This is a genomic window from Paracidovorax sp. MALMAid1276 (assembly GCF_049198005.1).
Lineage (GTDB): Bacteria > Pseudomonadota > Gammaproteobacteria > Burkholderiales > Burkholderiaceae_C > Acidovorax.
In genome coordinates this window covers 52,157-75,851 of sequence record NZ_JBMIRS010000256.1, presented here as the reverse complement: position 1 = coordinate 75,851, position 23,695 = coordinate 52,157, and the positions used below count along the sequence as shown (strand labels likewise).

The window sequence follows — 23,695 nt, the reverse complement described above, 5'->3', positions numbered from 1 at the left end:
CGGTACGACCGCCTGCGCCCAGGGCGCCACCCTCGGCTGGTCGGTAGCACCCCGCGATCCTCGGTTTTCGCGCGTTTCGCTTCGATGCCTTCTACCGCGCAGACTCCTGGGCTGAGCGCTGAGCGCGCTGCTGTGGCGGCTGGCGGCGGCCGCGCCCGACGCGGCGTTGGCGATGTGGGTGATGGATGTGGTGGGCCTGGCCACCCTGGCCAGCGGCGTGCTGGTGTTTGTGGCCACGCGGGGAGCCCACCCGGCGTGGTTTGCGCTCATGTCGATCGCCGCGCTGGTGTGGTGGAGCTGAACGCGGGCCCGGATTCGGATTCAGGCCCGGGGTCCAGGCGTGGCCAGCGTGAAAAAAGTCACACCTGCGCCAGATGCCGCCTCGCTCTGAAACACTACGTCACAACACTTCGCAATTCGACTACGCCCGCTTGACGCAGCCCCCGCACCATGAAGTCTCCGGTTCCGTAAGGAATCATTGATGAGGAGATCACCATGGCCCGCAATGCACTCGCTGCTGTTTCCATCGCCCTGCTCTCGCTGGGCGCCGCTACGGTGGCGCAAGCGCAGACCAGCGCCACCGTCGTCATACAGGCTGGCGGCCCCCACTACCGCGCGCCCGCACCGGTGCACGAGGTGCAATACCACCGCGCCCCGCCGCCGCCCCGCCACGAAGCTGTGCCGCACCCGAGGCGCGGCATGGTCTGGGTGCCCGGCCACTGGGAATGGCGTGGCCACCGCCACGTGTGGACGCAGGGGCACTGGGTGAAGGCCCGCCCGGGCTACCACTACCGCGAACCGCGCTGGGTGGAGCACGGCGGCCGCTGGGACATGCGGCCCGGCGGCTGGGACCGCGACGGGGATGGTGTGCCCAACCGCCATGACCGGCGCCCGAACAACCCCTATCGCTACTGAGTCGCTCTGAACGCCCCGGCCCCCTCTGAGCAACCCTCGGCAACCCGTCCTCGGGGCCTGCACGGAGCACACGCTTGTGGCACCCCTGCCTACGCCATGCCACGCGGCGGGACGACAGCCCGCCCCTGCGGTTCGCGCAGACGATGGCGCCGTGCCCACGCCTCGACCTTGCGGCCCGGCCCTTCGGGTGTGGCGCAAAAAAACCAGTCCAACAAAGGAGTTTCATCATGGCAACTGCAACCAACGCTTCTTCCACGCTTCGCGTTTCCCTGTCGGCCGCTGCACTGGCGCTGGCAGGCCTGATGGGCGCCGCCGCGCCCGCCCACGCCGCGCCCCCGGGCACCGTGACAGTGCAGGTCGGCCAGCCGGGCTATGTGATTCCCGCGCCCCCTCCACCCCGGCGCGAGGTCGTACCCCAGGCACGACGCGGCCAGGTATGGGTGCCTGGCTACTGGGACTGGCGTGGAAATCGCCACGTGTGGGTCAAGGGCCATTGGGAAAAGGTGCGCCCGGGCTACCGCTATCGCGAGCACCGCTGGGAGCAGCGCGATGGCCGTTGGGAGCTGCAACGTGGCGGCTGGGACCGCGACGGTGACGGCGTGCCCAATCGCTATGACAGCCGCCCGAACAACCCCTACCGCAACTGACGGGCTCACCCCATGGGGCCCGGGCATGTGCCCCGGGCCCGGGCCTGCATCAGCAATTGTTGCGGGCCATTAGGCCGCAAACCCCGCCCGGCGGCGCGTACAGCGCCTAGACTGCGGCCCTGCAGGAGAGCAAACGCCGTGGCGCCACTCGGGCCCCACGGCGTTTCACCGAAGGCGCAAACTCCCATGCACGCTCAGGTCCCGTACTGCAGTCTTTTTTATCCAAAGCCGTCTGGAGAGCCGCCACGCAACGTGGCGCACCGAAGGAGCAAACCGCGCGCCGGGTGGGCGCAGCGGTGAATCTCTCAGGTACCAAGGACAGGGGGAGCGGCAGCCTGGTGGACCCGCAGGGCGGTTTGCTATTGAATATGTAGCTGCAAACGCCCGTCCATCAAGCGCTGAACCCTTGAAAGGCTTCAAAAAATGCGCGTGATCGTGTTGGGCGCCGGCTTGCTCGGCGTCACATCGGCCTATTTCCTTCAACAACGCGGCCATGAAGTGACCGTCATCGACCGCCAGGCGTCGCCTGCAGCGGAAACCAGCTTCGCCAACGGCGGGCAGATCTCGGTGAGCCACGCCGAGCCCTGGGCCAACCCGAGCGCGCCGCTCAAGGTGCTGCAGTGGCTGGGGCAGGAAGATGCTCCGCTGCTGTTCCGCCTGCGTGCCGACATGCGCCAGTGGCTCTGGAGCCTGTCCTTCCTGCGCAACTGCACGCCGGCGCGCACGCGCCACAACATCGAGCAGATCGTGCGCCTGGGCACCTACAGCCGCAGCGTGCTGCAGCAGCTGCGCGCCGACACCGGCCTGCAATACGACCAGCGCACGCAGGGCATCCTGCACTTCTATACCAATGCCAAGGAGTTCGACGGCGCGCAGGCCCCGGCCGAGCAGATGCGCCAGTTGGGCTGCGAGCGCCGGGTCGTCAGCGCCGACGAGGCGGTGCGCCTGGAGCCGGCGCTCGCCCCCATCCGCCCGCAGCTGGCCGGCGCCACCTTCACGGCCGAAGACGAATCGGGCGACGCCCAACAGTTCACGCGCGGGCTGGCCCGGCTGTGCGAGGCGGCGGGCGTGCAGTTCCGCATGGGCCACCACATCACCGCGCTGCGCGAGGTGGGCGACCGCATCGACCATGTGGAAGTGACCAATGCCGACGGCCGGTTCGAGCGCGTGCGCGGCGATGCGTTCGTGCTGGCCATGGGCTCGTTCAGCCCGCTGCTCGCGCAGCCGCTGGGCATCCGCCTGCCCATCTACCCGGCCAAGGGCTACTCGGTGACCATGCCCGTCAAGGACGCGTCGAAGGCCTACCAGGTGAGCCTCACGGACGACGAATTCAAGCTCGTGTTCTCGCGCTACACCGGTGCGCAGGGCGACCGCCTGCGCATCGCGGGCACGGCCGAGCTCAACGGCTACGACCGCCACCTGAACGCCGTGCGCTGCGAAGCCATCGTGCGACGGGTGGAACAGCTCTTCCCTGGCGCGGGCGACGCCACGCAGGCCCAGTTCTGGAGCGGCCTGCGCCCTGCCACGCCCAGCAATGTGCCGCTGATCGGCAGCACCCGGCTGGGCAACCTGTTCCTCAACACCGGCCACGGCACCCTGGGCTGGACACACGCCTGCGGCTCAGGCCAGGCGCTGGCCGACATCGTGAGCGGGCGCACGCCGGAGGTGGACTTTGCGTTTCAGGGGGTGGAGGGCCGGGCGGCCGCCGGAGCGTTGCGGCCCGCTCGCACGACGGCCTGACCGCCAGGCCCCGGTTTCGGCATCGCGCCGGGGCCGCCGCGCCTACTGGGCCGCGCCCGTGGCCTGCGCCACAAAGCGCGCCACGGCCTGCATGTCCTTTTCGCTCATGCGCTCGGCATACGAGGGCATCGACCCGATGCCCGTTTTCAGTGCGCGCAGCACACGGCCCGCGTCCCTTGCGTTCAGCCTGACGGCGCATTCGCGCCAGCTCGCGTTGTGGTAGCCCCAGAGGTTTTCCCCGCGCTCCGCGTCCTGCGCATAGCCCGCCGTGACGACAGGCCCACGCCCCGGGACGCGGGGCTGCGAAGGGGCTGCGAAGGGGCGCGCAGCCCCCTTCCGTACAATGGCCGGCTTCTCAACACCCAAGGGCGCGTTGGGCGCCCTTTGTATGGAAATAGCAATACTGTTCGCCCTCATCTTCCTCAACGGCCTGTTCGCCATGTCCGAGATCGCATTGGTCACGGCACGCAAGGCGCGGCTGCAAAAGCTGGTCGATGAGGGCGACAGCAGCGCCGCCGCTGCCGTGAAACTGGGCGAGGACCCCACGCGCTTTCTCTCCACCATCCAGATCGGCATCACGTCGATCGGCGTGCTCAACGGCATTGTGGGCGAGGCGGCGCTGGCGGCGCCGCTGGCCGCCTGGCTGCAATCCCTGGGCGTGCCGCTGCCCTATGGCAGCTATGCCGCCACCGGCCTGGTGGTGGTGCTGATCACCTACTTCTCCATCGTGGTGGGCGAGCTGGTGCCCAAGCGCATCGGCCAGTCCTACCCCGAAACCTTCGCCCGTCTGGTGGCGCGGCCCATCAACCTGCTGGCCGTGGCCACCAAGCCCTTCGTGCTGCTGCTGTCCACCTCCACGCGCACGCTGCTGCGGCTGCTGGGCGTGAAGGAAACCAGCGGCAGCCCGGTGACGGAAGAAGAGATCCACGCCATGCTGATGGAGGGCACCACGGCCGGGGTGATCGAGTCGCACGAGCACACGATGGTGCGCAACGTGTTCCGCCTGGACGACCGCCAGATCGGTTCGCTGATGGTGCCGCGCGGCGATGTGGTGTGCCTGGACGTGGATGCGCCCTTTGAAGTGACCCTGCAGTGCATCGAGGAATCGGACCACGCGCGGTTTCCGGTGGTGCGCGGCGGCATGGACAACATCCTGGGCGTGATCAACGCGCGCCAGTGGCTGGCGCGGCGCCTGCGTGGCGAAGCCCATGGCCTGACCGATCAGCCGCTGCAGACCGCGCTGTATGTGCCCGAGACGATCACGGGCATGGAACTGCTGGACAACTTCCGGCTGTCGGACGTGCACATGGCGTTCGTCATCGACGAATACGGCGAGGTGCAGGGCATCGTGACGCTGCAGGACCTGATCGAGGCGATCACCGGCGAGTTCCAGCCGCGCGACCCCGAGACCTCGTGGGCGCTGCAGCGCGACGACGGCAGCTGGCTGCTGGACGGGCACATTCCGGTGCCCGAGCTCAAGGACCGCCTGAACCTGGAAACCGTGCCCGAGGAAGAGCGTGGCCGCTACCACACCCTGAGCGGCATGATCATGCTGCTGACGGGCCGCCTGCCCAAGGTGACGGACACGGTGCAGTGGGAAGACTGGAAGCTCGAGGTGGTGGACATGGACGGCAAGACGATCGACAAGATCCTGGCCACGCGCCTGTCCCCCGAGGAGCGGGCCGAGCTGGAGGACAGCCCGGCCCTGTGACGCCATGCCTGCCTGCCTGCGGCACAGGCGCACTGGCACAGGCGAACAGGCGCACCGGCAAAGAACGCTCAGGCCGGCGGCGGCTCGCTGTCCACGAACACCGTGAGCACGCCGGTATAGCCGTAGAGGTGCTGGTGGGCGATTTCACCGCCCGCGAAGAACCCGGTCAGCGGCACGTCGCCCAGCGCGTGGCGCACGATCTGAAGCTCTGCGCTGGGCCCGCCAAAGTGCGGGCCGCCCCGGCCGGAGCAGCTGACATAGATGGCACCGCAGATGCGCCGGCCCGGCCGCAGCGGCCGCTGGCTGCGCTGCGCCACGGGCTGCATGCCACCGGCCGCGCCATCGCCGGCCTCGCCGGACAGCAGCGGCGCGGGCTCCATCTCTTCCGGGGCCAGCTCTTCGCGGATCTCGGCACAGATGCGCATCAGGTCCGCCCGGGCGGCGGCCACGTTGCGCTGGCAGAACGCCAGGTGCATGCCGGGCTCCACCTGATCGGCCAGGGCCACGCCGCGGCGGGTGCCGTCCAGGCCCACGATGTGGCGCACGCGCGTGTCGGTGCCGAAATGGCCCGTGCGGCGCAGGCCGCGCGGGTGCTCGCCCGCGTTCACCAGCCCGGCCAGCGTGGACCGCACCTTGTTCAGCGCGGGCTGCGGGTCGCCGTCGAGCGACACCTGCAGCGTGTCGAGCAGCACGTCCAGGGCGGCATCGCCGTCGAGCTGCAGCACCACGTTGTCCTGCGCCTGCGTGATGGTGTGCAGGGCCCCCACGGGCTGGCAGCCCTGGGTGACGCGCGACAGCAGCGCCACCCCGGCCCCGAACGCCACGCCGGACAGCCCGCCGTGGAAAACACCGCTGGCGCCGCCCTGCCCGGCGATGTTGCCGTCCCCCCCCACCGCAAACTGCACGCTGGCCGTGCGGCTGGCGCTGAGGCCGCCGAACAGGTAGCCGGAATCGGTGCGCGCGGCCATTTCGGCGAGCAGCTCGGCCAGCTCCGGCGTGTGGCCATCGGCGTGCACCAGGGCCGTGTGCGCCGCAAAGCCGCTGCCCGTGCGGGGCGTGTGGCTGGGCAGCGGCGCCACGCCCGAGAACACGCGGTACTGGTCGGCCGGAACGTCCAGCAGCATCACCGACAGCGCGGGCTCGTCAAAGTATTCGGCGTTGTTGGCCGACACGCCCACGCCCACGGTGCCGGCCCAGTCGGTCACCTCCGGCAGCTCGCTGCCGAGGTGCTCCAGCAGCGCCTGCGCGTCATTCGCATAGTGGTCGGTGATGTACACCAGGCCCAGGGTGGGCGCGGCGGCGTGGTCGGGCAGGGCCATCTGCGCGCGCAGCTGCGCCAGCACCAGCGCGGCCGCCATGCGCCACTGTGGGTGGGTGGCGTGGCCGGTGGGGAAGAGTTTCATGGGAAGGGTCTCCGTGCCAGGCCCGCGCGCGGCGCGCGCGGCCTGCAGGCAGGTGCTGGCTCAGCCCGCGCGCTTGCGGGCAGCCGGGCTGCGGGTTTTCTTGGCAGCGGGCTTGGCGCCCGAGGCTGCGGTGGTCTTGCGGGCGGCGGGCTTCTTGGCCGCCGCCTTCTTGGTGCTTGCTGCCTTCTTGGCAGTGGCGCCGGATGCCTTGGCGCCCTGGGCGCCGCCCTGGCGGGGCTGCATGCCCTTGGCGGCAAACTGGCCGGCCATGCCGGTGGCGGTCTTGAAGGCTTCCTTGGCCAGGCCCGTGGCCATGTTGCGGGTGGTGCTGATGGCGGTCTGCCGCGCAGCGTCCTTCATGGCGTCGGCCGCAATCTGCTGGAACTGCGTGGTCAGTGCCCCCCACCACTGCAGGGGGTCGACGACGGCCGGGTCGGGACGGGCGGCGGCCTTGCCCCGGGCCTTGGGCTTTGCTTTGGCGGCTGCCGGGGGCGCGGCTTCGGCGCTTTCATCGGCGTCGTCCGCCGGGTCTTCCTCGGCAGCGGCCGCCCGGCCCGTGGCGCGCGCGGTGGCGCTGGTCATCGCATCGGCCGCGCCGTGGACGCTGTCGGCCGCCTTTTGCACGCCGCTCATCACCGAGTCGGCGGTCTTGAGCTTGAAGGCATTCGCCACGTCGCCCATGCTGAAGTTCATGCCCTTGAGCGTGGCCAGGGTCATCTTCTGCACCTCCAGCGCCTGGATGGTGGCAGCCAGCGCACGGGAGTTCTGCTCCAGCCAGAACTGCACGGCCTTGAGTTCCTCGATGCGCTTTTCCAGCTCTTCCACGCTGATGGTGGGCGCCACCCAGTTGGAGAGATTGGGCAGCTGCGGGATGTTCTGCGTGGCGCCTTTGGCCAGGCTCTGCAAAAAGTCGAAACCGGGGACGAACTTGCCGAAACCGAAGGTGCTGGATGTGTCGCTCATGGCCGCTCCGCAAGAGGGGGTCTGGGGTCTGTGGTGGGGCACAGCTTACTCCAATGCGTCGCCACGGGAAGGGGCAGATTCCCGCCCCCGAATCCTCCCGCAAGCCCACCATCGCCTTCCGGCCTTGGCGGGCACTTGCCATGCCGGACCCGACACCTCAGTGCTTGTGGCCGTGGGCGTGGCCCGGCGCGGCGGCGCTGCCGCCGGGGGCTGCCGTGGCCACGGGCAGGCTGATGCTGAGCGTGCTCTCGGCCCCCTTGGCGTCCTGGAACACCAGGGTCAGGGGCACGGCGGTGTCCTTGGCCAGCGGGGCCTTCAGGTCCATCAGCATGAGGTGGTAGCCGCCGGGCTTGAGCTCCACCGCCTTGCCTGCGGGCAGGTCCAGCGCGGCAACGGCGCGCATCTTCATCACGTCGCCCTCCATTTTCATTTCGTGCACTTCCGTCACCCCGGCGGCCGGCGACTCTGCGCGCACCAGCCGGGCGCCGTCGCGGGCGGTGAGGCGCATGAAAGCGCCGGTGCCCTTCTGGCCCTGCACGCTGGCGCGTGCCCAGGCGCCCTCGACCTTGACGGCAGCCGTCTGCGCCCAGGCGGCCGGGGCAGCGGCGAATGCGGCCACCAGCGTGGCGGCCAGGGCGGTGGTGTGAAGCAGTTTTTTCATGGTGATGATTCCTTGGTGAGCGGCAATGGGGAGGCGGCACAAAGGCGGCCTCGGTAGGTATCTGGGGGTGATCAGTGATTGTGGCCACCGGCGCCCGCGCCGGGCAGGATTTCCAGCGCAGCGGCTGGGGACTTCAGGTCCGACAGCGTTTGCCCGGGCTTGGGCACCTCCACCCAGTCGTTGCGGCCTTCAGCGCAGACCTGGCGCACGGGCCAATACACCGTGCCGGCCTGCGCGGGCGCGGTGGCCACCAGCACGAACTCGTCGTAGTGGGCGTGGGGCAGCATGTCCTCGGGCGTCTTGGCCGTCCAGGTGATGCGCACCACGTCGTCGGTGATGCTGCGGCCGTGGCTGGTGTACGGCTGGGCGAGTTTTTCGCGCTGCACCTCCAGCGCCCAGCCCGGCTTGGGCATGGGGCGCGCGCCGCGCATGCCTGCGGGGATGTCCACCGCGATCTGCCGCGTGGGCGATGCGCCGCAGCCGTGACCCACCTTGAACGTGGCCTTGTAGCTTGCGCCCGCCGGGGCGACCTGGTATTCGAGCACCACGTGGGCGGATGCAGAGCCAAAAACGGCCCCAGCGCTTATCCATAAAGCGCCTAAAGCTATCTTTTTAATAGTATTCAGAGACATGGGCTGTGTTCCTTTCAAAGACTGACCTTCAGCTCGGCCATGTAGGTGCGCTGCGGGTAGGGGTGGAAGTTCCAGAACGGGTAGTTGTTCAGGTTGTCGATGCCCACGGCCGCGCTCACCTGCTTGGTGATCTGGTAGCGCACGCGCACATCGGTGGTGAAGTAGCGGCTCGCGCCCTGGTAGGCAAAGCCGTTCACGTCGGTGTTGTCGAGCGTGCTGTACTGCTTGCCGCTGAAGCGCGCGCCCAGGGTGTACGACCATTTGTCGTCCGGCCGCCAGGTGGCCACGGCGCTCGCGCGCCAGCGCGGGATGCGCGGCTGCCATTTGCCGACGCTGGCGGGGAACTTGTCGTTCTTCGTGATTTTCGAGTCGGTCCACGTCAGGCTGCTGCCCAGCTCCAACCCGCGCACGAAGACGTTGGTGGCCTGGTAGGCCAGCTCGATGCCCTGGGTGCGGATGGCATCCACGTTCTGCACATTGGTCACGTTGGGGGTGACGAGCACATTGGTCTGCGAATACAGCGCGTCTTTCGTGCGCTCGAAAAAGGCTGTGAGGCGCAGCAGGCCCTCGCCGCCCCGGCCCGCCAGGTCGTGCTCGGCTGTCAGCTCGGTCGTCCAGCTCTTTTCGGGTCTCAGATTCGGGTCGTTGTTGATGAGTGTGCCGCTGCCGCTGATGCCGCCCTGGTACAGCTCGGCCACCGTGGGCATGCGCACCGCGCGGCCGGTGGAGGCTTTCAGCACCCACAGATCGCTGGCCTGCCAGGCCACGGCCGCCTTGGGCGAGAAGTAGGTCTCGTTGCGATCAGGGTGGCTCAGGGTGGTGGCGGCGTTGCCGGTCTGGCCATTGCTGGCGCTCCAGCGCTCAGCGCGGGCACCCAGCACGGCTTTCCACCGGGGCGTGATCTTCCAGGTGTCCTGCGCCCACAGGCCGATGAGCTGCGTGTCGCCGTTGAAGGCCTGGTTGCGGGCGCCCGCAGCGCCGTTGATCCAGTTCGCCGTGGCGTTCTCCACCGTGCGCAACTGGTAGCTGTCGCGCTGCAGGCCAAAGTCCACGATGTGCGTGCCCTGCAGGCCCCCCGGCCGCCAGGTGCCTTTGGCGGCCAGCGTGTTCCAGCCCGTGCCCTGGTTGTTGACGATGCGGCCCGCGCCACCGCTCAGCGCGGCGGGCAGCGCCACGGTGGCGGCGCGCAGGGTGTCGGTCTGGTAGTCGTAGAGGCTGGCGGCCACCTCCCAGTCGAAGGCTCCTTGCGTGCGGCTCTTGACCGAGAACCCGTGCATGGCGTGCATGAGCTGCTCGTTGGAGGTGTTGAAGTCGGTGGGCGCCAGTGTGTACGAGCGGCCGTTGATGTTCACCGTGCCCGCATACACCGCGTTGCCGTTGGCGTCGCGCAGGTAGCTGGCGGGCCGCCCTTCGGATTCGTTGCGCCACCAGCCGAAGGTGTATGCCGCGCGCACGGTGGGCGAGATGTCATAGGCCAGCTTGGCCTTGATGTGGTCTTGCAGCGTGTGGTACTGCGTCGCGGTGCCGAGCAGATACCACGGCTGGTTGCTGCGGTTGATGCCCGGCACGGCGCCCGTGACCGGCGTGCCTGAACCGCCCACAGTGCCCGCCGAGACCAAGCGTGTGGGGAAGGTCTGCGGCTGGCCTTCGCTGTCGGTCTTCTGAAAGTTGACGAACCACGACCAGTCACCGTCACGATGGCCCACCGAGGCGCTGACCTGCTTGCCCGCGTAATTGGCGCTGGTGCCGTACAGGTCAAACGGCTGGTGCTGATAGCTGACCTTGCCGTGGGCCTCGAACTGTGTGGGCATGCGCGTGACATAGTCCACCACCGCACCCACCGAGTTACCCCCATAGGCGGCCGAGAAGGGCCCGTAGAGCACGTCCACCCGCTCGATCTCCTCGGGCGTGACCAGCATCCAGCGCGGCGCGTTGGTGGGGCCGTTGCCCAGGTAGTTGCTGAGCAAGATGCCGTCGGCAAACACCATGGACCGCGCCGGGTTGCCCGTGCCCGAGGCGCGGGTGGACAGCACGGCGTGGTTGTAGTCGCCGATGTAGCGCTTGCGCACCAGCAGGCTGGGCAGGTATTTAAGGGCGTCTTCGCTGTCGGTGGCGTTGATCGCGTGCTCGATCTGCTCGCGCGTCACGCCCTCGATGGTGGTGGGAATCTGCGTGGGCAGCGAGGTGGGCTGGCCGCCGGAAATGGTGACGACGCCCAGCTCCTTGACCGGGCCCTGGCGGCTGACGTCGGCCAGCTGGCCCCAAGCGGGCGCGGCTGTGCCAATCACCCAGGGAAAGGCGCTGGCCACGGCCAGCGCCATGCGGCTTTTGCGCATGGATGGAACTCCTGAAAATCAAGCAAAATTGGCCGCCAGCGCTTATTCATCAAGCGCTAACAGCTATCAAAAACGCAGCAATCAGGAGGAGAAGGGCGGCCCGCGAGGCGGCAGCGGCGCGGCCGTGCGCGCAGCAATGTGCGCGGCGGGGATGGGGCGCAGGGCGTGCGCCAGGGGGGGGACCACCGCAAGGCGTGCCTGCGAGGTGGGGGGCGGTGCGCCCACATGCGCGCACAAGGGGCAGTCCAGCGTGTGGCTGGGCATTTCCTGCGCGCCGTCGTCGGTCTTGACCAGCAGCTTGATCGCGCCGGAGCCCGAGCAGATCAGCTCCATGGCCTGCGGGTTGACCAGCGGCGACGCCACGGCCACACCCAGGGAGATCACAAACCACGCCAGCACCGCGCGGGCGAGCCAGCGCAGGGTGCGTAGGGTTTGCAGGACAGGCAGCATGGGAGCGTGATTGTAGGCGCCGCCGCCGGGCGCCCCCCCGGGCGGGGGTCATGTGCGCGACGGACTGCGCCGAACATGGCACCTACGATGCCTGCTGCATCACCATCACCATCACCATCACCACGGAGACTTTGCCATGCTCACACTCTGCGGCTTTTCGGCCAGCAATTACTACAACAAGGTCAAGCTCGCTTTGCTTGAAAAGGGCCTGCCCTTCACCGAAGAACTGGCCTGGGTGGGCGAAACCGACCGCAGCGCCAGCCCGCTGGGCAAGGTGCCCTATCTGCGCACTCCGCACGGCCCGCTGTGCGAATCGGCGGTGATGGCCGACTACATCGAGGCCGCACATCCGGAGCACCCGCTGATCCCCGCCGACCCCTACAGTGCCGCCAAGGTGCGCGAGCTCATCACCTTCCTGGAACTGCACCTGGAGCTGGTGGCGCGCAACCTGTACCCCCAGGCCTTTTTTGGCGGCACGGTGAGCGAAGCCGCACGCGAGAAGGTGGGCATGCAATTGGAGAAGAACATTGCAGCCTTCGCCCAGCTGGCCAGCTTCAGCCCCTACGTGGGCGGCGACAGCTTCACGCTGGCCGATTGCGCGGCCATCGTGCACCTGCCGCTGGTCAGCTCCGCCACCAAGATCATCTATGGGCGCGACTACCTGGCCGACCTGCCCGTGCGCGACTACCTCGCCCGCATGGGCGAGCGCCCCCACGTGCAACGTGTGAACGCCGACCGCAAGACCAACACGGCCGAGATGCTCGCCCGCCCGCCCAAGCGCTGAGGCCGCGCCAGATGGTCTGACGCTGCAGCGGTGCGGGGGCACGCCCGGGGCTGCGGGCCCGGGAGCTGCGAATTCGCCCCCTGGCACGCGGCGGTTCCGCGCGATGCCGGCCCATCGAAACTTCCCGCTGCAGGCGTTTCTGGCGCGCAGGTTTTTCGCGCCGACTGCTATCCTCCGCAGCATGCAGAGCCTCTTTCACCTCGCCTTCCATGTCACCGACCTTGACGCCGCGCGCCGCTTTTACGGCGGAGTGCTCGGTTGTCAGGAAGGCCGCAGCACCGACACCTGGGTCGATTTCGATTTTTTCGGCCACCAGATCTCGCTGCACCTGGGCACGCCCTTTGCCAGCGCCCGCACGGGGCACGTCGGTGACCACCTGGTGCCCATGCCGCACTTTGGCGCCATCCTGGAACTGCCGCAGTGGCATGCCCTGGCACAGCGGCTCAAGGCCGCCGGCACCGAGTTCGTGCTGGCTCCGCAGGTGCGCTTTGAAGGCGAGCCCGGGGAGCAGTGGACGATGTTCTTCCACGACCCGAGCGGCAACCCCATCGAAATCAAGGGCTTCCGCTCGCTGGAGGCGGTGTACGCGGCTTAGTAGCCGTTCAGCGCACCGGGGAGCGGTGCCCGCCGGCCAGCCCGCCGCTCAGCGCCGCTGCAGCAGCGGGATGGACCCGAGCGCGAACACCGAGTTGGGCACGCCGGCCCTGGCCATCAACGGCCGGGGCTTCGGCGCAAGACGGGGCTTAGCCGCGGGGGCGGGCGGCGCGTCCTGCGGCAGGCCCTTGGCCAGTTGCTGCGCCACCAGATCCTGCAGGCTGACGGACTGCAAATAGTCCATGACCCGCGTGTTGAACGTGGTCCACAGCTCGCCCGTCATGGACTTCACCTGGGCCGCCTGGGTCGATTCCGTGCCGCTCAGTTCGTCGCCCTTGAGGTTTTCCACGGCCAGGATGATCTCGGCCACCGAGACATCGTCGGCACGCCGCGCCAGCGTGTAGCCGCCGCCCGGCCCCCGGGTGCTTTCCACCAGGCCGGCACGGCGCAGTGCGCTGAACAGCTGCTCCAGGTAAGACAGCGACGTCCCCTGCCGCGCGCTGATGGTGGAAAGCGCCACAGGCCGCATTTTCTGGCGCAGTGCGAGGTCGGTCATGGCAGACACGGCCAGTTGCCCTCTTGTCGTGATTCGCATCGTTGCTACTCCTCGTGAAGACTGAACAAGTCCAGCCACCTGCCTGAAACCGGCATGGACTGGGGCCAAGGCTTGAATGTAGGCTGTTTGATACTTCGCGTATATTCGTTTTATCGCCGCAAATATTTCGACTTTTTCGATATGTTCCCACCATGAACTTCAAGCATCTGCGCTACTTCTGGACCGTGGCCAAGGCCGGCGGCGTGGTGCGTGCGGCCGAACAGCTGCACACGACACCCCAAACCCTTTCGGGCCAGATCAAGCAGCTGGAATCGTGGCTGGGCCACGACCTCTTTCGCAAGCGCGGCAGGGGATTGGAGCTGACCAGTGAGGGCCGTGTGGCGCTGGGATACGCAGAGCAGATCTTCGCCCTGGGCAACGACCTCGAAAGCGCAGTACGCCTTTCACGTGGGCAGGAAAAGCCGCTCGAGTTTCGCGTTGGCGTGGCAGACTCGATTGCGAAGTCCGTGGCCTACCATCTGCTGGAACCCGCACTGGGAATGCCCCGGCAGGTGCACATGACCTGCCAGGAGGGCAAGTTCCCCGAACTGATCGCGCAGCTGAGCCTGCACAAGCTGGACCTGGTGCTCGCCGACGAACCCGTCTCCAAGAAAATTGGCGTCAAGGCCTTCAACCATCCTCTGGGAACAAGCGGCATGAGCTTTCTCTGCGCACCGTCGCTCAGGTCTCAGTTGAAGGGGGACTTTCCTGCCTGCCTGCAGGGCGCGCCCATGCTCATCCAGGGGCCCATGTCTTCAGTGCGCCAGCAGCTGGACCATTGGCTCAACAAACACCAGTTGCAGCCACGCGTCGTCGGCGAGTTTGATGACAGCGCCCTGATGAATGCATTCGGACGGGAAGGCCGCGGCGTGTTTACCTCTCCCTCGGTGCTCGACGACGAGACCACCCTGCAGTTCGGCGTGGAAGTGATCGGTCGATCCACCGAACTGGTGGAAGAGTTTTTTGCCATCTCGGTAGAGCGCCGCATCACGCACCCCTGCGTGGTCGCCATCACCAAAGCCGCCAAGGCAGATCTGTTTGCGACCGGGCAACAAACACTGCGCCCCTTGGCGTGAGCGGAGCGCAACCTTGCCGTGCCTTTTGCCCCGACGTGAATCGGGCGCACAAACAAAAACGCCCACTTTCGTGGGCGTTTTGAACGAGCTGAACAACGTCAGCTGCTGTATTTTGGTTGCGCGAGAAGGATTTGAACCTCCGACCTTTGGGTTATGAGCCCAACGAGCTACCAGACTGCTCCATCGCGCGGTAAGAAATAAATTATACCCTATTATTCTGCTGCTGCCGAATTATTTTCGGTTTCTGCAGCACGATCGACCAACTCGACCAGGGCCATGGGTGCATTGTCGCCCACGCGGAAACCCATCTTCAGAATGCGGGTGTAACCACCGGGACGGACCTTGAAACGGGGGCCCAGGTCATTGAACAGCTTGGTCACGCTGTCGCGGTCGCGCAGTCGGTTGAACGCCAGGCGGCGGTTGGCAACGGAGTCTTCCTTGGCGAGGGTGATCATGGGCTCGATCACGCGGCGCAGTTCCTTTGCCTTGGGAACAGTGGTCTTGATGGCCTCGTGCTCGATGAGCGAGTTCATCATGTTCTGCAGCATCGCGAGGCGGTGCGAGCTGGTGCGATTGAGTTTGCGGAGGCCGTGTCCGTGGCGCATGGTGCTTTCCTTCTACTGTCTATGTAATTAAATCGGGTAGCCGTGTCAGGTACTTCCCGAGGCACTGTTCTCTTCGGCGTCATGCCGTTGAGAACGAAAAGTCCCCCTTGCGGGGGACTTGGAAACCGGGCGCCCCATGAATGGGGGAAGCCTACGATTATAAGGCGGCAGCTTAGCGCTTGTCCAGGCCAGCTGGTGGCCAGTTCTCGAGCTTCATGCCCAGCGTGAGACCTCGCGAGGCCAGGACTTCCTTGATTTCGTTGAGCGACTTGCGGCCCAGGTTCGGGGTCTTGAGCAGTTCGTTCTCGGTGCGCTGAATCAGATCGCCGATGTAGTAGATGTTCTCGGCCTTCAGGCAGTTGGCGGAACGGACGGTCAATTCCAGCTCGTCCACCGGGCGCAGCAGGATCGGGTCGAACGTGGCGTTGCCACGAGGACCGGCAGGCGCGTCGAAGGCTGCGAGCTCGCCGCCTTCCAGCTGCGCAAACACCGCGAGCTGTTCCACCAGGATCTTGGCCGACGCACGCACGGCGTCTTCAGCCGTGATGGCGCCGTTGGTCTCGATCTCGACCACCAGTTTGTCGAGGTCGGTGCGCTGCTCCACACGGGCGCTCTCCACGGTGTAGCTCACGCGCTTGACGGGAGAGAACGATGCGTCCAGCACGATGCGGCCGATCGACTTGGTCGATTCGTCGGCATAGCGGCGCATGTTGCCAGGCACGTAGCCACGACCCTTTTCGACCTTGATCTGCATGTCCAGCTTGCCACCCGCCGACAGCGTGGCGATCACGTGATCGGGATTCACGATCTCGACATCGTGCGGGGTCTGGATATCACGGGCGGTGACCACACCCTCACCGTCCTTGCGCAGGCTCAACGTGACTTCATCGCGGTTGTGGAGCTTGAAGACAACGCCCTTGAGGTTCAGGAGGATGTTGACCACATCTTCCTGCACGCCATCGATGGACGAGTACTCGTGAAGAACACCGGCAATGGTGACTTCCGTCGCTGCGTAACCCACCATGGACGAGAGCAGGACGCGCCGAATGGCGTTGCCCAGCGTGTGGCCATAGCCACGCTCGAACGGCTCCAGCGCGACCTTGGCACGGTTGTGGCCAAGCTGCTCGACATTGATCGCCTTGGGTTTCAGCAAATTGGTTTGCATTCAGACTTCCTCTCAATACCCCCAGCTCGTTACACCGGTAAGGCTGGTGAAGCGCCTAAACCGCGATGCCTCGCGGTTCAGGGACGGTTTTCTCGAAATACTCAGTACCGGCGATTAGCGCGAGTACAACTCAACGATCAGCGATTCGTTGATGTCTGCACCGAACTCATCACGGTCCGGCACCTTCTTGAAGATGCCTTCCGCCTTGTCGGCATTCACTTCCACCCAGGCAGGCATGCCCACTTGGGCTGCCAGCTGCAGCGCTTCGACCACGCGAGCCTGCTTCTTGGACTTTTCGCGCACAGCCACCACATCACCGGCCTTGACCAGGTACGAGGCGATGTTCACGGACTTGCCGTTCACGGTGATGGCCTTGTGGGACACCAGCTGGCGAGCTTCAGCACGGGTAGAGCCGAAACCCATGCGGTACACCACGTTGTCCAGGCGGGACTCCAGCAGGAACAGCAGGTTCGCGCCGGTGTTGCCCTTTTTGCCATCTGCGGCTTCGAAGTAGCGGCGGAACTGCTTCTCCAGCACGCCGTACATGCGCTTGACTTTTTGCTTTTCGCGCAGTTGCAGGCCGTAGTCGGAGGTGCGAGCACCGGAGGTGCGACCGTGCTGACCGGGCTTGGAATCGAACTTGGACTTGTCAGCGATCGAGCGGCGTGCGCTCTTCAGGAACAGGTCGGTGCCTTCACGGCGGGAGAGTTTGGCCTTGGGGCCGAGGTAACGTGCCACTTGAGCTTCCTTTGTGTCATCTACCGCAAACCATTGCGGGAGCCGCCTGAGGCGCTGGTGCGTTCACAGGCGGCGGTGGGCTTAGAGAAAATTAGATACGACGACGCTTTTGAGGGCGGCAGCCGTTGTGGGGCACCGGAGTCACGTCAGCGATGGACGTGATGCGGATACCCAGTGCGCCAAGGGCACGCACCGAAGACTCGCGGCCAGGGCCGGGGCCCTTGATCTCGACGTCCAGGTTCTTAATGCCTTGGTCGATGGCTGCGCGGCCGGCCACTTCAGATGCCACCTGGGCAGCAAAGGGGGTGGACTTGCGCGAGCCCTTGAAACCCTGACCACCCGACGATGCCCACGACAGGGCGTTGCCCTGGCGATCGGTGATCGTGATGATGGTGTTGTTGAACGAAGCGTGCACGTGAGCGATGCCGTCCGAAACGTTCTTCCGAACCTTCTTGCGCACGCGCTGCGCTGCGTTGTTTGCAGGAGACTTAGCCATGTTGATCTTTCAATCTCTTTATTTCTTCAGTGCTGCGGCACCCTTGCGCGGACCCTTGCGAGTGCGGGCATTGGTACGCGTGCGCTGACCACGCATTGGCAGGCCGCGGCGATGGCGGAATCCACGGTAGCAGCCGATGTCCATCAAGCGCTTGATGTTCATCGTGGTTTCGCGGCGCAGGTCACCTTCGATAGTGAACTGCTCGATTTGCTCGCGAATTTTTTCCAGGTCGCCGTCCGTCAGATCCTTGATCTTCTTGGAATAAGCGATACCCGTGGCTTCGCAGATCTTGCGAGCGCGTGTGCGACCGATGCCAAAGATGGCGGTCAAACCGATTTCCGCGTGCTTGTGCGGCGGAATGTTAATGCCAGCGATACGTGCCATATGCGTCCTCTAATACTTTCCAATCAACCTTGGCGCTGCTTGTGACGCAGGTCCGTGCAGATCACGCGCACCACACCCTTGCGGCGGATGATCTTGCAGTTGCGGCAGATTTTTTTGACCGAAGCCGAAACTCTCATTGCATTCTCCTAAAACTTTTCCATCCGTCCCGGCTGACTTGCACGGAACACAATTTGTGCCCGCTACACCGTGGGGCGCCAACTAACGATATCCAGCCTTGCAGAGCATGTTGCCGAAGCGCATGCCCTTCCGTTTTGTCACCCGCCCGCACTGCCCTTGAAATTGGCTTTCTTGAGCAGGGACTCGTACTGCTGCGACATCATGTAGTTCTGGACCTGTGCCATGAAATCCATGGTCACCACCACAATGATCAGCAGAGACGTTCCACCAAAGTAAAACGGAACGTTGTACTTCAGGATGAGGAACTCGGGCAGCAGGCAGACGAAGGTGATGTACACAGCACCTGCCAAGGTCAATCGAACCAGAATCTTGTCGATGTACCGTGCCGTCTGGTCACCAGGACGAATCCCGGGAATGAACGCACCGCTCTTCTTCAGGTTGTCTGCCGTTTCACGGCTGTTGAACACCAACGCCGTGTAAAAGAAACAGAAGAAGATGATCGCTGCGGCGTAGAACATCACATAAATGGGCTGACCAGGAGTCAGCGCACCAGAGATGTCCTTCAGCCAGCGCATCGATTCACCGGCACTGAACCAGTTCACCACCGTGGCCGGCAGCAGAATGATCGACGAAGCGAAGATCGGAGGAATCACACCCGCCATGTTCAGCTTGAGCGGCAGGTGCGACGATTGCCCGCCATACACCTTGTTGCCGACCTGACGGCGCGCATAGTTCACCAGGATCTTGCGCTGGCCACGCTCTACAAAGACCACGAAGTAAGTCACCAGACCCACCACCAGCACGATGAAGATGGCTGCCAGGATGCTCATCGCACCGGTGCGAACCAGCTCCAGCAGGCCACCGATGGAGCTTGGCAGCCCCGCGGCAATGCCGGCGAAGATCAGGATCGAGATGCCATTGCCCAGACCGCGTTCGGTGATCTGCTCGCCGAGCCACATCAGAAACATCGTTCCGGCCGTCAGGCTGACCACAGCCGTCATCCGAAAACCAAAGCCCGGGCTCAGCACCAGACCCGCAGAGCTCTCCAGCGCCACAGCAATGCCCAGCGACTGGAACAGTGCCAGGCCCAGCGTACCGTAGCGGGTGTACTGCGTGATCTTCCTGCGACCGGCTTCGCCTTCCTTTTTCAACTGTTCGAACGTGGGCACCACGTAGGTCATCAGCTGCATGATGATCGACGCCGAGATGTACGGCATGATCCCCAGAGCAAACACCGTGAAGCGCGACAGCGCTCCACCCGAGAACATGTTGAACAGGTTCAGGATGCCGCCTTGCTGGCCACTGAACAGCTGCTGAAGCTGGGCTGGATCGATCCCGGGCACCGGAATGTGAGCTCCGATGCGGTACACGACCAGCGCAAGCAACAGAAAAACCAGTCGGCGACGCAGGTCGCCAAACTTGCCGGTCTTTGCGATTTGAGCCGCGCTAGTAGCCACAGATGCCTTCCTTCGGAGTCACACTCAGGCGACGCTGCCGCCGGCAGCCTCGATGGCAGCCTTGGCGCCAGCCGTGGCACCGATGCCGCTCAGCTTGACAGCCTTGGTGAGCGCACCGCTCTTGATGACCTTGACCACCTTGGCCAGTTCGCCCACGACACCCGCTTGCTTCAGAGCCAGCACGTCGACTTCGGCCAGGCCAAGCTGCTCGAGCGCAGTCAGCGTCACTTCAGCGTTGAACTTGAGCAGGTGCGACTTGAAGCCACGCTTGGGCAGACGGCGTTGCAGAGGCATTTGACCGCCTTCAAAGCCGACCTTGTGGTAGCCACCGGAGCGCGACTTCTGACCCTTGTGACCACGGCCAGCGGTCTTGCCCAGGCCGGAGCCGATACCACGGCCTACGCGGCGCTTGGCATGCTTGGCGCCGTCGGCGGGCTTGATGCTATTGAGTTCCATGATCTATCTCTCAGACGATTTTGACCAGGTAGCTGATCTTGTTAATCATGCCGCGCACTTCGGGCGTGTCCTTCAGCTCGCTCACGCTGTTGAGCTTGCGCAGGCCCAGGCCACGGACGGTGGCGCGGTGCGATTCCTTGGTGCCAATGGGGCTGCGCACCAATTGAATCTTGACGGTTTGTTGCGTAGTCATAACAGCTCCAATCAGGCGAAGATGTCTTCGACCGTTTTGCCGCGCTTGGCTGCCACTTGTGCGGGCGTGGTGGAATTCACCAGCGCGTCGAACGTGGCGCGGACCATGTTGTAGGGGTTGGACGAACCATGGCTCTTGGCCACGATATCGGTCACGCCCAGCACTTCAAAGACGGCGCGCATCGGGCCGCCGGCAATGATGCCGGTACCCTTGGGAGCGGGAGCCATCATCACGACGGCAGCACCGTGGTGACCGGTCACATTGTGGTGAATGGTGCCGTTCTTGAGCGACACCTTGACCATGTTGCGACGCGCTTCTTCCATTGCCTTTTGCACGGCGGCGGGCACTTCCTTGGACTTGCCCTTGCCCATGCCCACGCGGCCATCACCGTCGCCAACCACCGTCAGTGCGGCGAAACCGAGAATACGGCCACCCTTCACGACTTTGGTCACGCGGTTGACCGCGATCATTTTTTCGCGCAGACCGTCGTCACGACCTTCGTCTTGCACTTTGGGTTGAAATTTAGCCATTTTGTATTCCGCTCCGATTAGAACTGCAGGCCGGCTTCACGAGCTGCGTCGGCCAGGGCCTTGACGCGACCGTGGTAGGCGAAACCTGCGCGATCGAATGCAACCTTCTCGACGCCGGCAGCCTTCGCCTTTTCAGCGATGCGCTTGCCGATGATCTGGGCTGCAGCGGCATTGCCACCCTTGCCCGAGCCGCCGAGGGACTTGCGCACGTCGGCTTCTGCGGTGGATGCGCTTGCAAGCACCTTGCTGCCGTCGCCGGAAATCACGCTGGCGTAGATATGGAGGTTCGTGCGGTTCACGGTCAGACGGGCCACGCCTTGCTGTGCAATGCGGATACGGGTCTGGCGCGAACGACGAAGACGCTGCTCTTTCTTGGTCAACATGTTGCAGCTCCTTATTTCTTCTTGGTCTCTTTGATCGTGATCTTTTCGTCCGCATAACGGATGCCCTTGCCCTTGTAAGGCTCGGGGGGACGAACAGCACGGATCTCGGCAGCAATCTGACCGACGCGCTGACGGTCGGCACCCTTGATCACCACTTCCGTGGGCGTGGGGGTGGCCACCGTGATGCCGGCGGGCATTTCGATGTTGACCGGGTGCGAATAACCGACAGCCAGGTTGAGCTTGGCGCCGGATGCGGCGGCCTTGTAGCCCACGCCGACCAGGCTCAGCTTCTTCTCGAAGCCCTTGCTCACTCCAACTACCATGTTGTTCACCAGCTGGCGGATCGTGCCGCTCATGGCATTGGCTTCACGGGAGTCGTTCGCGGGCTCGAAGTTCAGCTTGCCGTCGTTGCTGGAGACCTTCACCAGCGCGTTCTGGGCGAGCGACAGCGTGCCACCAGAACCCTTGACGGAGATCTGGTCGCTCTTGACGGACACATCCACACCTGCGGGGATGGTCACGGGCATTTTTCCTACTCGGGACATTTCAGTTTCTCCTCAATGCCGCGGTCAGGCCACGTAGCACAGCACTTCGCCACCGACACCGGTTGCGCGCGCCTTGCGGTCGGTCATCACGCCCTTGGGGGTCGTGACGATGGCCACACCCAGACCATTCATGACCTGGGGGATGGAATCGTGGCCCTTGTACACACGCAGGCCAGGGCGGCTGACGCGCTCGATGCGCTCAATCACGGGGCGGCCTGCGTAATACTTCAGGGCGATTTCGAGTTCGGACTTGCCGGCTTCGGTCTTGACCTGGAAGCCGTCGATATAGCCTTCGTCCTTCAGCACCTGTGCGATGGCAACCTTCACCTTGGAAGAAGGCACCAGCACCGTGGCCTTGGAGACCATCTGTGCGTTACGGATGCGGGTCAGCAAGTCAGCGATGGGATCACTCATGCTCATGTTTAATCTCTCCTGCCTGCTTACCAGCTGGCCTTGGTGACACCGGGGATGTCGCCTGCAAAAGCCAGTTCACGGATCTTGGCGCGGGCCAGACCGAATTGACGGAAGGTGCCGCGTGGACGACCGGTGATTTCGCAACGGTTGCGCTGACGCGTGGGGTTTGCATTGCGCGGGAGCTTCTGCAGGCCCAGGCGGGCTGCGTCGCGCTCTTCGTCGCTGCGCTTGGCATCACCGGCGATTGCCTTCAGTTCCGCGTACTTGGCGGCGTACTTGGCGGCCAGTTTTTCGCGCTTCAGTTCGCGCTGGATCAAAGCTACTTTAGCCATACCCTGCCTCAGTTCTTGAAGGGGAAACGGAAACCGGCGAGAAGCGCCTTGGCTTCTTCATCGGACTTGGCCGTCGTGGTGATGCTGATATTGAGACCGCGCAGTGCGTCGACCTTGTCGTACTCAATTTCAGGGAAGATGATCTGCTCTTTGACGCCGATGTTGTAGTTGCCGCGGCCGTCGAAAGCGCGGCCGGAGATACCACGGAAGTCACGGACGCGGGGCAGAGCCACGGTCACGAAACGGTCCAGGAACTCATACATCTGCACGCCGCGCAGCGTGACCATGCAACCGATGGCCTGGCCTTCGCGGATCTTGAAACCGGCGATAGCCTTTTTGGCCTTGGTCACCACGGGCTTCTGACCAGCGATCTTGGTCAGGTCGGCCACGGCGTTGTCCATCACCTTCTTGTCCGAGACTGCCTCGCTCACGCCCATGTTCAGCGTGATCTTGGTCAGACGAGGGACCTGCATGGGCGAGGTGTAGCCGAACTGCTTGGTCAGTTCGGGAGCGATCTTGTCGCGGTAAATTTCTTGGAGTCGTGCCATGTTTACCCCTTAGGCCGCCTTGATTTCAGCGCCGCTGGACTTGAACACGCGAACGCGCGTGCCGTCAGCCTGCACCTTGATGCCCACGCGATCAGCCTTGCCGGTCGCGGCATTGAAGATGGCCACGTTGGACTGGTGAATCGGCATGGCCTTTTCGATGATGCCGCCGGTCGTGCCCTTCATGGGGTTTGGCTTGGCGTGCTTCTTGACCAGGTTGATGCCGTCGATGACGAGGTGGGAGTCATCCTTGCGCAGCGACACCGTGCCACGCTTGCCCTTGTCACGGCCGGTCAGCACGATGACTTCGTCGCCCTTGCGAATCTTGTTCATGGCGCGTCCTTAGAGAACTTCAGGAGCCAGGGACACGATCTTCATGAACTTCTCGGTACGCAGTTCACGCGTCACGGGTCCAAAGATGCGGGTGCCGATGGGCTCCAACTTTGCATTCAGCAACACGGCTGCGTTGCCATCGAATTTGACGAGCGAACCGTCGCCGCGGCGAATACCCTTCGCGGTGCGAACGACCACTGCGCTGTAAACCTCGCCTTTTTTGACGCGGCCACGTGGAGCAGCTTCCTTGATGCTCACCTTGATGATGTCGCCAACGCTTGCATAGCGACGCTTCGAGCCACCCAGCACCTTGATGCAAAGGACGGACTTGGCGCCGGTGTTGTCGGCAACCTCTAACCGAGATTCTGTCTGGATCATTTCAATATTCCCAACTTGCACCAGAAGACAACAGCCCCAGAGAACCTCTCAAGGGCTGCAGATCAGCCAGTCAGTCTTGGGCCCGTCGTCCGCGCT

The 23,695-nt window shown here is 64.8% G+C and carries 32 protein-coding genes, 1 tRNA gene and 2 riboswitches; of the genes, 8 read left to right on the top strand and 25 right to left on the bottom strand.

The window, feature by feature from the left end; translation table 11 throughout:
* Positions 1-172: 172 nt before the first annotated feature.
* The 5 genes from ACOQFS_RS21860 to ACOQFS_RS21840 all read left to right on the top strand — a co-directional run bounded on the left by ACOQFS_RS21860 (position 173) and on the right by ACOQFS_RS21840 (position 5,013).
* The gene (locus ACOQFS_RS21860) at positions 173-301 is read left to right on the top strand and encodes a hypothetical protein (RefSeq protein WP_421564906.1); all 129 of its coding nucleotides are present in this window, start codon (positions 173-175) and stop codon (positions 299-301) included.
* A 194-nt stretch (positions 302-495) separates the two neighbouring features.
* A complete protein-coding gene (locus ACOQFS_RS21855; RefSeq protein WP_421564905.1) occupies positions 496-915 on the top strand; it encodes a YXWGXW repeat-containing protein in 420 nt (139 codons plus the stop codon).
* A gap of 227 nt (positions 916-1,142) precedes the next feature.
* Entirely contained in the window at positions 1,143-1,562 is a 420-nt protein-coding gene (locus tag ACOQFS_RS21850; RefSeq protein WP_421564904.1) for a YXWGXW repeat-containing protein, read from the top strand.
* A 112-nt stretch (positions 1,563-1,674) separates the two neighbouring features.
* Positions 1,675-1,781, top strand: a riboswitch (glycine riboswitch).
* Between the two features lie 3 nt (positions 1,782-1,784).
* A riboswitch (glycine riboswitch) is annotated at positions 1,785-1,894 on the top strand.
* A 91-nt stretch (positions 1,895-1,985) separates the two neighbouring features.
* Complete coding sequence (locus tag ACOQFS_RS21845) at positions 1,986-3,302, top strand: D-amino acid dehydrogenase (RefSeq protein ID WP_421564903.1); 1,317 nt, start codon at positions 1,986-1,988, stop codon at positions 3,300-3,302.
* A 388-nt stretch (positions 3,303-3,690) separates the two neighbouring features.
* Positions 3,691-5,013 (top strand): hemolysin family protein, encoded by a 1,323-nt coding sequence (locus ACOQFS_RS21840; RefSeq protein WP_421564902.1) that lies wholly within the window; start codon positions 3,691-3,693, stop codon positions 5,011-5,013.
* A 68-nt stretch (positions 5,014-5,081) separates the two neighbouring features.
* Here the strand turns inward: ACOQFS_RS21840 and ACOQFS_RS21835 are convergent, their stop codons facing one another.
* The 6 genes from ACOQFS_RS21835 to ACOQFS_RS21810 form a co-directional block, all read right to left on the bottom strand.
* A complete protein-coding gene (locus tag ACOQFS_RS21835; RefSeq protein ID WP_421564901.1) occupies positions 5,082-6,416 on the bottom strand; it encodes an FIST signal transduction protein in 1,335 nt (444 codons plus the stop codon).
* Positions 6,417-6,476: 60 nt separating this feature from the next.
* Positions 6,477-7,379, bottom strand: a complete 903-nt coding sequence (locus tag ACOQFS_RS21830; protein WP_421564900.1) for a PhaM family polyhydroxyalkanoate granule multifunctional regulatory protein — start codon at positions 7,377-7,379, stop codon at positions 6,477-6,479.
* 157 nt (positions 7,380-7,536) lie between these two features.
* Positions 7,537-8,040 (bottom strand): copper chaperone PCu(A)C, encoded by a 504-nt coding sequence (locus ACOQFS_RS21825; protein WP_421564899.1) that lies wholly within the window; start codon positions 8,038-8,040, stop codon positions 7,537-7,539.
* Between the two features lie 71 nt (positions 8,041-8,111).
* Positions 8,112-8,672, bottom strand: a complete 561-nt coding sequence (locus ACOQFS_RS21820; protein WP_421564898.1) for a YcnI family protein — start codon at positions 8,670-8,672, stop codon at positions 8,112-8,114.
* A gap of 14 nt (positions 8,673-8,686) precedes the next feature.
* Complete coding sequence (locus ACOQFS_RS21815) at positions 8,687-11,008, bottom strand: TonB-dependent receptor (RefSeq protein WP_421564897.1); 2,322 nt, start codon at positions 11,006-11,008, stop codon at positions 8,687-8,689.
* Between the two features lie 81 nt (positions 11,009-11,089).
* A complete protein-coding gene (locus ACOQFS_RS21810) occupies positions 11,090-11,458 on the bottom strand; it encodes a DUF2946 family protein (RefSeq protein ID WP_421564896.1) in 369 nt (122 codons plus the stop codon).
* Positions 11,459-11,594: 136 nt separating this feature from the next.
* On the opposite strand from ACOQFS_RS21810, the gene ACOQFS_RS21805 reads away from it, so the two are divergent.
* Together ACOQFS_RS21805 and ACOQFS_RS21800 are read left to right on the top strand one after the other, a co-directional pair.
* A complete protein-coding gene (locus ACOQFS_RS21805) occupies positions 11,595-12,242 on the top strand; it encodes a glutathione S-transferase (protein ID WP_421564895.1) in 648 nt (215 codons plus the stop codon).
* A 181-nt stretch (positions 12,243-12,423) separates the two neighbouring features.
* A complete protein-coding gene (locus tag ACOQFS_RS21800) occupies positions 12,424-12,837 on the top strand; it encodes a VOC family protein (RefSeq protein ID WP_421564894.1) in 414 nt (137 codons plus the stop codon).
* A 48-nt stretch (positions 12,838-12,885) separates the two neighbouring features.
* Here the strand turns inward: ACOQFS_RS21800 and ACOQFS_RS21795 are convergent, their stop codons facing one another.
* A complete protein-coding gene (locus ACOQFS_RS21795; RefSeq protein WP_421564893.1) occupies positions 12,886-13,431 on the bottom strand; it encodes an Rrf2 family transcriptional regulator in 546 nt (181 codons plus the stop codon).
* Between the two features lie 152 nt (positions 13,432-13,583).
* Between ACOQFS_RS21795 and nhaR the strand changes: the two genes are divergently transcribed.
* Positions 13,584-14,507, top strand: coding sequence for a transcriptional activator NhaR (gene nhaR, locus ACOQFS_RS21790; RefSeq protein WP_421564892.1), 924 nt, complete (start codon positions 13,584-13,586; stop codon positions 14,505-14,507).
* 113 nt (positions 14,508-14,620) lie between these two features.
* On the opposite strand, the gene ACOQFS_RS21785 is transcribed toward nhaR, so the two are convergent.
* From ACOQFS_RS21785 to rplN, 18 genes are all read right to left on the bottom strand, one after another.
* Positions 14,621-14,697, bottom strand: a tRNA-Met gene (locus tag ACOQFS_RS21785).
* A 22-nt stretch (positions 14,698-14,719) separates the two neighbouring features.
* Entirely contained in the window at positions 14,720-15,112 is a 393-nt protein-coding gene (gene rplQ / locus ACOQFS_RS21780; RefSeq protein ID WP_063462385.1) for a 50S ribosomal protein L17, read from the bottom strand.
* Between the two features lie 172 nt (positions 15,113-15,284).
* Complete coding sequence (locus tag ACOQFS_RS21775) at positions 15,285-16,277, bottom strand: DNA-directed RNA polymerase subunit alpha (protein ID WP_421564891.1); 993 nt, start codon at positions 16,275-16,277, stop codon at positions 15,285-15,287.
* A gap of 114 nt (positions 16,278-16,391) precedes the next feature.
* The gene (gene rpsD, locus ACOQFS_RS21770; protein ID WP_409829448.1) at positions 16,392-17,015 is read right to left on the bottom strand and encodes a 30S ribosomal protein S4; all 624 of its coding nucleotides are present in this window, start codon (positions 17,013-17,015) and stop codon (positions 16,392-16,394) included.
* Positions 17,016-17,106: 91 nt separating this feature from the next.
* Positions 17,107-17,511 (bottom strand): 30S ribosomal protein S11, encoded by a 405-nt coding sequence (gene rpsK, locus ACOQFS_RS21765; RefSeq protein ID WP_409829451.1) that lies wholly within the window; start codon positions 17,509-17,511, stop codon positions 17,107-17,109.
* An 18-nt stretch (positions 17,512-17,529) separates the two neighbouring features.
* Positions 17,530-17,895 (bottom strand): 30S ribosomal protein S13, encoded by a 366-nt coding sequence (gene rpsM / locus ACOQFS_RS21760; RefSeq protein ID WP_008906516.1) that lies wholly within the window; start codon positions 17,893-17,895, stop codon positions 17,530-17,532.
* 23 nt (positions 17,896-17,918) lie between these two features.
* Positions 17,919-18,032, bottom strand: coding sequence for a 50S ribosomal protein L36 (gene rpmJ, locus ACOQFS_RS21755; protein ID WP_005793651.1), 114 nt, complete (start codon positions 18,030-18,032; stop codon positions 17,919-17,921).
* Between the two features lie 138 nt (positions 18,033-18,170).
* Positions 18,171-19,490, bottom strand: coding sequence for a preprotein translocase subunit SecY (secY, locus tag ACOQFS_RS21750; protein ID WP_421564890.1), 1,320 nt, complete (start codon positions 19,488-19,490; stop codon positions 18,171-18,173).
* A 24-nt stretch (positions 19,491-19,514) separates the two neighbouring features.
* Positions 19,515-19,946 (bottom strand): 50S ribosomal protein L15, encoded by a 432-nt coding sequence (gene rplO, locus ACOQFS_RS21745; RefSeq protein WP_421564889.1) that lies wholly within the window; start codon positions 19,944-19,946, stop codon positions 19,515-19,517.
* Positions 19,947-19,956: 10 nt separating this feature from the next.
* The gene (gene rpmD / locus ACOQFS_RS21740) at positions 19,957-20,139 is read right to left on the bottom strand and encodes a 50S ribosomal protein L30 (RefSeq protein WP_291489369.1); all 183 of its coding nucleotides are present in this window, start codon (positions 20,137-20,139) and stop codon (positions 19,957-19,959) included.
* Between the two features lie 11 nt (positions 20,140-20,150).
* Complete coding sequence (gene rpsE, locus ACOQFS_RS21735; RefSeq protein ID WP_184860263.1) at positions 20,151-20,669, bottom strand: 30S ribosomal protein S5; 519 nt, start codon at positions 20,667-20,669, stop codon at positions 20,151-20,153.
* A 17-nt stretch (positions 20,670-20,686) separates the two neighbouring features.
* Positions 20,687-21,052, bottom strand: coding sequence for a 50S ribosomal protein L18 (gene rplR / locus ACOQFS_RS21730; protein ID WP_005793639.1), 366 nt, complete (start codon positions 21,050-21,052; stop codon positions 20,687-20,689).
* A gap of 11 nt (positions 21,053-21,063) precedes the next feature.
* The gene (rplF, locus tag ACOQFS_RS21725; protein WP_421564888.1) at positions 21,064-21,597 is read right to left on the bottom strand and encodes a 50S ribosomal protein L6; all 534 of its coding nucleotides are present in this window, start codon (positions 21,595-21,597) and stop codon (positions 21,064-21,066) included.
* Between the two features lie 24 nt (positions 21,598-21,621).
* Positions 21,622-22,017, bottom strand: a complete 396-nt coding sequence (gene rpsH, locus ACOQFS_RS21720) for a 30S ribosomal protein S8 (protein WP_409829465.1) — start codon at positions 22,015-22,017, stop codon at positions 21,622-21,624.
* 20 nt (positions 22,018-22,037) lie between these two features.
* Positions 22,038-22,343: a 30S ribosomal protein S14 gene (gene rpsN / locus ACOQFS_RS21715; RefSeq protein WP_005793633.1), complete on the bottom strand. Its 306-nt coding sequence runs from the start codon at positions 22,341-22,343 to the stop codon at positions 22,038-22,040.
* Positions 22,344-22,351: 8 nt separating this feature from the next.
* A complete protein-coding gene (rplE, locus tag ACOQFS_RS21710; RefSeq protein WP_005793632.1) occupies positions 22,352-22,891 on the bottom strand; it encodes a 50S ribosomal protein L5 in 540 nt (179 codons plus the stop codon).
* A 9-nt stretch (positions 22,892-22,900) separates the two neighbouring features.
* Positions 22,901-23,221, bottom strand: a complete 321-nt coding sequence (gene rplX / locus ACOQFS_RS21705; protein WP_008906524.1) for a 50S ribosomal protein L24 — start codon at positions 23,219-23,221, stop codon at positions 22,901-22,903.
* A 9-nt stretch (positions 23,222-23,230) separates the two neighbouring features.
* Positions 23,231-23,599 carry a 50S ribosomal protein L14 gene (rplN, locus tag ACOQFS_RS21700; RefSeq protein WP_007861702.1) on the bottom strand — a complete coding sequence of 123 codons (369 nt, stop codon included), beginning with the start codon at positions 23,597-23,599 and terminating at the stop codon, positions 23,231-23,233.
* Positions 23,600-23,695 lie beyond the last annotated feature (96 nt).

Bases quoted from the DNA above. Each gene is read 5' to 3' on its own strand.
- rpmD (WP_291489369.1), bottom strand. From the start codon at position 20,139: ATGACTACGCAACAAACCGTCAAGATTCAATTGGTGCGCAGCCCCATT.
- rplQ (WP_063462385.1), bottom strand. From the start codon at position 15,112: ATGCGCCACGGACACGGCCTCCGCAAACTCAATCGCACCAGCTCGCAC.
- ACOQFS_RS21830 (WP_421564900.1), bottom strand. From the start codon at position 7,379: ATGAGCGACACATCCAGCACCTTCGGTTTCGGCAAGTTCGTCCCCGGT.
- ACOQFS_RS21820 (WP_421564898.1), bottom strand. From the start codon at position 8,672: ATGTCTCTGAATACTATTAAAAAGATAGCTTTAGGCGCTTTATGGATA.
- ACOQFS_RS21810 (WP_421564896.1), bottom strand. From the start codon at position 11,458: ATGCTGCCTGTCCTGCAAACCCTACGCACCCTGCGCTGGCTCGCCCGC.
- ACOQFS_RS21835 (WP_421564901.1), bottom strand. From the start codon at position 6,416: ATGAAACTCTTCCCCACCGGCCACGCCACCCACCCACAGTGGCGCATG.
- rpsN (WP_005793633.1), bottom strand. From the start codon at position 22,343: ATGGCTAAAGTAGCTTTGATCCAGCGCGAACTGAAGCGCGAAAAACTG.
- rpsK (WP_409829451.1), bottom strand. From the start codon at position 17,511: ATGGCTAAGTCTCCTGCAAACAACGCAGCGCAGCGCGTGCGCAAGAAG.
- ACOQFS_RS21855 (WP_421564905.1), top strand. From the start codon at position 496: ATGGCCCGCAATGCACTCGCTGCTGTTTCCATCGCCCTGCTCTCGCTG.
- ACOQFS_RS21775 (WP_421564891.1), bottom strand. From the start codon at position 16,277: ATGCAAACCAATTTGCTGAAACCCAAGGCGATCAATGTCGAGCAGCTT.
- ACOQFS_RS21845 (WP_421564903.1), top strand. From the start codon at position 1,986: ATGCGCGTGATCGTGTTGGGCGCCGGCTTGCTCGGCGTCACATCGGCC.
- ACOQFS_RS21800 (WP_421564894.1), top strand. From the start codon at position 12,424: ATGCAGAGCCTCTTTCACCTCGCCTTCCATGTCACCGACCTTGACGCC.
- ACOQFS_RS21825 (WP_421564899.1), bottom strand. From the start codon at position 8,040: ATGAAAAAACTGCTTCACACCACCGCCCTGGCCGCCACGCTGGTGGCC.
- rpsE (WP_184860263.1), bottom strand. From the start codon at position 20,669: ATGGCTAAATTTCAACCCAAAGTGCAAGACGAAGGTCGTGACGACGGT.
- ACOQFS_RS21815 (WP_421564897.1), bottom strand. From the start codon at position 11,008: ATGCGCAAAAGCCGCATGGCGCTGGCCGTGGCCAGCGCCTTTCCCTGG.
- rplX (WP_008906524.1), bottom strand. From the start codon at position 23,221: ATGAACAAGATTCGCAAGGGCGACGAAGTCATCGTGCTGACCGGCCGT.
- rpmJ (WP_005793651.1), bottom strand. From the start codon at position 18,032: ATGAGAGTTTCGGCTTCGGTCAAAAAAATCTGCCGCAACTGCAAGATC.
- rplE (WP_005793632.1), bottom strand. From the start codon at position 22,891: ATGGCACGACTCCAAGAAATTTACCGCGACAAGATCGCTCCCGAACTG.
- ACOQFS_RS21840 (WP_421564902.1), top strand. From the start codon at position 3,691: ATGGAAATAGCAATACTGTTCGCCCTCATCTTCCTCAACGGCCTGTTC.
- nhaR (WP_421564892.1), top strand. From the start codon at position 13,584: ATGAACTTCAAGCATCTGCGCTACTTCTGGACCGTGGCCAAGGCCGGC.
- rplN (WP_007861702.1), bottom strand. From the start codon at position 23,599: ATGATCCAGACAGAATCTCGGTTAGAGGTTGCCGACAACACCGGCGCC.
- rplR (WP_005793639.1), bottom strand. From the start codon at position 21,052: ATGTTGACCAAGAAAGAGCAGCGTCTTCGTCGTTCGCGCCAGACCCGT.
- rplO (WP_421564889.1), bottom strand. From the start codon at position 19,946: ATGGAACTCAATAGCATCAAGCCCGCCGACGGCGCCAAGCATGCCAAG.
- rpsH (WP_409829465.1), bottom strand. From the start codon at position 22,017: ATGAGCATGAGTGATCCCATCGCTGACTTGCTGACCCGCATCCGTAAC.
- ACOQFS_RS21860 (WP_421564906.1), top strand. From the start codon at position 173: ATGTGGGTGATGGATGTGGTGGGCCTGGCCACCCTGGCCAGCGGCGTG.
- ACOQFS_RS21805 (WP_421564895.1), top strand. From the start codon at position 11,595: ATGCTCACACTCTGCGGCTTTTCGGCCAGCAATTACTACAACAAGGTC.
- ACOQFS_RS21850 (WP_421564904.1), top strand. From the start codon at position 1,143: ATGGCAACTGCAACCAACGCTTCTTCCACGCTTCGCGTTTCCCTGTCG.
- ACOQFS_RS21795 (WP_421564893.1), bottom strand. From the start codon at position 13,431: ATGCGAATCACGACAAGAGGGCAACTGGCCGTGTCTGCCATGACCGAC.
- rpsM (WP_008906516.1), bottom strand. From the start codon at position 17,895: ATGGCACGTATCGCTGGCATTAACATTCCGCCGCACAAGCACGCGGAA.
- rplF (WP_421564888.1), bottom strand. From the start codon at position 21,597: ATGTCCCGAGTAGGAAAAATGCCCGTGACCATCCCCGCAGGTGTGGAT.